Annotated in this window: 4 protein-coding genes; 2 read left to right on the top strand and 2 right to left on the bottom strand. The window is 64.6% G+C overall.

From position 1 onward, the window contains the following. Both B3873_RS21420 and B3873_RS21415 read left to right on the top strand, forming a co-directional pair. The coding region (locus B3873_RS21420) for an efflux RND transporter permease subunit (RefSeq protein ID WP_286868931.1) at positions 1-744 on the top strand (744 nt) is incomplete at its 5' end. Continuing rightward, positions 741-2,204, top strand: coding sequence for an efflux transporter outer membrane subunit (locus B3873_RS21415; RefSeq protein ID WP_286868929.1), 1,464 nt, complete (start codon positions 741-743; stop codon positions 2,202-2,204). The genes B3873_RS21420 and B3873_RS21415, both read left to right, overlap by 4 nt. Before the next feature lie 77 nt (positions 2,205-2,281). On the opposite strand, the gene B3873_RS21410 is transcribed toward B3873_RS21415, so the two are convergent. Both B3873_RS21410 and B3873_RS21405 read right to left on the bottom strand, forming a co-directional pair. Further along, the gene (locus tag B3873_RS21410) at positions 2,282-2,899 is read right to left on the bottom strand and encodes a TetR/AcrR family transcriptional regulator (RefSeq protein ID WP_286868926.1); all 618 of its coding nucleotides are present in this window, start codon (positions 2,897-2,899) and stop codon (positions 2,282-2,284) included. Between the two features lie 176 nt (positions 2,900-3,075). Beyond that, positions 3,076-3,822 (bottom strand): DUF2076 domain-containing protein, encoded by a 747-nt coding sequence (locus tag B3873_RS21405; RefSeq protein ID WP_286868924.1) that lies wholly within the window; start codon positions 3,820-3,822, stop codon positions 3,076-3,078. Positions 3,823-4,483: the final 661 nt, after the last annotated feature.

Below are 4,483 nucleotides of genomic sequence, written 5' to 3'. Positions count from 1 at the left end.
CAGGTGGCACGGCTGGAAACGCGGATGGAAGATGCCGTCCTCAAGCGCTACAACCGCGAGACCTACATCGCCGTGCAAGGTGACATCCGCGACGGCAGCCAGCCGCCCGACGTGACTCACGCGATCCTGCCGCAACTGGCCACGCTCAAGGCCAGCCTGCCCCCGGGCTATCGCATCGACACCGGCGGTTCGGTGGAAGAAAGCGCCAAGGCCGACCAGGCGCTGGCCAAGCTGTTCCCGCTGATGATCGTATTGATGTTGACCATCATCATGCTGCAGGTCCGTTCCTTCGCCACCATGTGGATGGTGTTCGCCACCGCCCCGCTGGGCCTGGTCGGCGCCGTGCCCACGCTGCTGGTGTTCCACCAGGCCTTCGGCTTCAACGCCATCCTGGGCCTGATCGGACTGGCCGGCATCCTGATGCGCAATACGCTGATCCTGGTGGACCAGATCCGGCATGACCTCGATGCCGGCCTCACCCCCTATGAGGCGGTGATCGAATCCACCGTGCGCCGTGCGCGCCCGGTGATCCTGACGGCGGTGGCGGCGATGCTGGCCTTCATTCCGCTGACCCACTCCAGCTTCTGGGGTCCGCTGGCCTATGTCCTCATCGGCGGCGTCGGTGTGGGCACGATCCTGACCCTGCTGTTCCTGCCGGCGCTGTACTCCTTGTGGTTCAAGGTGCGCAAGCCTGCGGCTGTCGTCTCTCCCACCAAGCCTGTCCACTCCAAGGAGTTCGCATGAAGCTCATCCAACACCTGGGCGGCGCCTCCGTCCTCATGGCCACCCTCCTGGCCGGCTGCTCGCTGGCCCCCACCTACGAACGGCCGGACCTGCCGGTGCAGACCCAATGGCCGGACAAGGTGGCACCCGGCGCGAGCGACGCCGTGGCCGCCACCCCGGCCGCCAGCCTGCCCTGGCAGGAATTCTTCCGCGATGCATCGCTGCGCCGGCTCATCACCCTGGCACTGGAGCACAACCGTGACCTGCGCGTGGCAGCCCTGAACATCGAACGCGCCCGCGCGCTCTATCAGGTGCAGTCGGCCGACCGCCTGCCCACGGTCAACCTGGGCGTCTCGGGGGCCCGCCAGCAGACGCCCAATGAAGTCGCCCCGGCCGGCAAGGGCGGGCTGACCACCGCCTACAACGTCGGCCTGGGCGTGACCGCCTTCGAGCTGGACCTGTTCGGCCGGGTGCGCAACCTGAGCGGTGTGGCGCTGGAGCGTTTCAACGCCACCGAAGAGGCGCGCAAGACCACCCAGATCAGCGTAGTGGCGCAAGTGGCCTACAGCTATGAAGCGTTGGTCGCCGACGAGCGCCTGCTGGCGCTGGCGCGCCAGACCCTGGAGAGCCGCACGGCTTCGCACCAGCGCCAGGTCAGCCTGCGCGACATGGGCGCCAGTTCCGATTACGACCTGCACCAGTCAGATTCGCTGCTGGAGGCGGCCCGCATCGCCGTACTGCAGGCGCAGCGCCAGCGCGCCGTGGATGAAAACGCGCTGGTCCTGTTGCTGGGCCAGCCGGTGCCGGCGGGCCTGCTGCCCGGACCCGATGCTTCCTGGAGCAGCAGCGTGATGGCCGAACTGCCTGCCGGGTTGCCCTCGGACCTGTTGACGGCGCGGCCCGACATCGCCCAGCAGGAAGCCCTGCTGCGCGCGGCCAATGCCAACATCGGCGTGGCCCGGGCGGCGTTCTTCCCGCGCATCAGCCTGACCGGCAGCTTCGGCTCGGCCAGCGATGCCTTGAATGGTTTGTTCGAATCGGGCAGCCGTTCATGGAGCTTCCTGCCTTCGATCACCCTGCCGATTTTTGATGGTGGCCGTAATCGCGCCAATCTCGGCGTGGCCCAGGCTGACCGCGACATCGCCATCGCCCAGTACGAAAAGACCATCCAGGGTGCCTTCCGCGAAGTGGCCGATGCCCTGGCCGGACGCGCCACACTGGGCGATGAGCTGCGAGCAGTGCAGGCACAGGAACGCGCCGAACAGAAGCGCCACGACCTGGCCAAGCTGCGCTATGACAGCGGCGAGGCCAGCTATCTCGACTACCTCGATGCCCAGCGTGCCTGGTTCGCCAGCCAGCAACAGAGCATCCGCACGGGTCTGGCCGAAGTGCAGAACCGCATCAGCTTGTACAAGGCCTTGGGAGGGGGCTGGAAAGACCCTGCACCGTCGGCCGCAGAGCAACTGGCACGCAAGGACTGAACGCAACCGTGGAGTACCGCTGCCTGTGGAGGGCAGCGTTTTGGTCCTGGCCCGGCGCAAGCCGGCCAGGATTTTTTTCAATGGCGGGGCAGGACCAGGTCGGCCTGGGTGGGGGCGCCTTGCAGCAGCAGCTGCACGGTGTTCTCGGCGTTGACGGCGATGCTGCCGGCCAGTGCCTCGTCATCGGCCATGCGCATGAGCGAGACCGCGCCCACCAGGATGGAGACGATGGCTTCGGCCAGGCCGATGTAGTCCTGGTAATCCAGGCGCATCAGGGGTGCCGCGATCATCTTGACCAGGCGTGAGTAGCCGGCCGTGATCACTTCCTTGACCTGCTGGTCGGCATGCCCCAGCTCGGTGGACAGGTTGGCCAGCGGGCACAGCAGGCGGCCATCGCCGGCCTGGTGCTGGCGCAGGTAGGCATGGACAATCAGTCGCAGCGCCTCGCGCGGCGGCTTGCCGCTGGTCAGTTCGTCGAGACGGCCCTGCAGGTAGTCGAAGGCCACCGCGCTGGCATCGGCCACCAGGTGTTCCTTGGAGGTGAAGTGACGATAGAAGCCGCCCTGGGTCAGGCCACAGGCGGACATGACATCCGAAATGGCGGTCGCAGTGATGCCATTGCTGAGAAACAGGCCAGAGGCCGTCTCCAGGATGCGCTTCCTGGTCTCGGCGGCTTCAGCATTGGATTTGCGCATGGCGAACTCCTGTCAGTCTATCTGCAGATATAGATGATCATTGTACGCCAAAAGTTCGACACTTACGCGGGATCGCGTTGCCGGAAAGCCTCACGATAGCGTTGCAGACTCCGCCCATGAATAAGCCCGCAGGCGCTTGCCTGCGGGCTGAGGGGTGAAGCAAACGGTGCGCCGACTCACACCAGCGTATCGTCGTATCCCCCGCCGTCATCCACATCGAAATTGCTCAGATCGGCAAGATCGCTGCTGCTACCGGAGTCGCTGCCACTGTCATTGCTGGCGAAATCCGATTTGCGATCCCCATCACTGCCGTAATAGTTGTTGACGGTAGTGTTCTCGATATTTTCCACCGGCGCGCTCAAGCCGTTCTGGTGCGCCAGTCCCGATCCGCTGTTGCCATTGAAGAGGTGCTCGATGCCTTGATACAGGAAGGCACCACCGGCCACGCCCGCTGCGGTCGCCGCCACCGTGCCCAGCATGCTGCCCATGCCGCCGCCAAAGAACCCGGACGAAGGGGCTGCCTGCGGGGCTGCCTGATAGGCGGGTGCGGCCTGCTGGGGTGCGGGATAAGGCTGTGCAGGGGCCGGCATATAAGCCGGGGCCGCAGGCTGCGGACGTGCCGAGGCTGCCGCGGGCGCGTTGCCCCAGGCGTTGCCATCGAGAAAGCCAGAACTCCGCGCGCCGCCTGCAGCATTGGCCTGCAACGACTGCACCTGGTTCTGCAGGGCCGCCACCTGGGCCTTGGTCGCGTTGAGGGCCTGTTCCATCAACAAGGCCCGTTGCACCAGCAGATACGCCGCATCCGGCTGGCGCGCCACCGCCGCCTGGATCATGGCATCAGCCTGGGCATCCTTGCTGATGCCCTGCACCTGTGTCAGTTGCTGGAGAAAATCCTGAAGGGCTTGGGTTTCTTGCGGACTCATGATGACGCTCCCAACGAAAATGAAAAATCAAAAAAACGATGAACACGCTTGAATCGCGATTGAAACGCAGACTGTAGACACAACGCGTCCAACCGCTCCCACCAATGACTGGCATCAGACTCATCAGCAGGCTCAATGGCATTATGCGCGCGCCTTGCTTGCAGATTTGTGTCAACAATCGTCAACTTGGAAACAGCTTGTAACAGCCACCGGCGCCCCCTTGATATCAAACGGCATGGCCGCAAAAAACCCGAAGCGTGAATTTTTAGGTAATATCCCCCTCCCCGCACCCGTTCCGGCGGCCACAAGCCCGGAGCAGGCGGAGGCAGGCGCGGACTATCGGCCACCATCACTGGAGGCCGCTTTCCGTACCCCACTCCGGACCGACGAGAAACACCATCCTTCCCGATCGGCCCGCCGCATTCAAGACCAGGAAACCAGAACAGTACAAGCTGGCCGCAGCAACGCAAGTCGTTGCGCAGACCGCTTTTTCAAGACCGTTTTTCATCCCTCAACCAGACCATGACCCAACAAATTTCTGCCGCCGAGCAACTCCTGCGTGACGCCGCCCGCGAATACCACCGCACCCCGTCGCGCGGCAAGATCGAAGTCCGCCCCACCAAGCCGCTGTCGAACCAGCGCGACCTGTCGCTGGCCTACC

It is taken from the genome of Herbaspirillum sp. UBA812 (genome assembly GCF_002296545.1).
GTDB lineage: Bacteria > Pseudomonadota > Gammaproteobacteria > Burkholderiales > Burkholderiaceae_D > Herbaspirillum > Herbaspirillum huttiense.
The sequence above is the reverse complement of the archived record's forward strand: the minus strand, read 5'-3'. Positions and strand labels throughout refer to the sequence as shown.

What these genes read in the sequence shown, in the direction of transcription:
- B3873_RS21405 (WP_286868924.1), bottom strand. Translation starts at nt 3,822, where the DNA reads ATGAGTCCGCAAGAAACCCAAGCCCTTCAGGATTTTCTCCAGCAACTG.
- B3873_RS21410 (WP_286868926.1), bottom strand. Translation starts at nt 2,899, where the DNA reads ATGCGCAAATCCAATGCTGAAGCCGCCGAGACCAGGAAGCGCATCCTG.
- B3873_RS21415 (WP_286868929.1), top strand. Translation starts at nt 741, where the DNA reads ATGAAGCTCATCCAACACCTGGGCGGCGCCTCCGTCCTCATGGCCACC.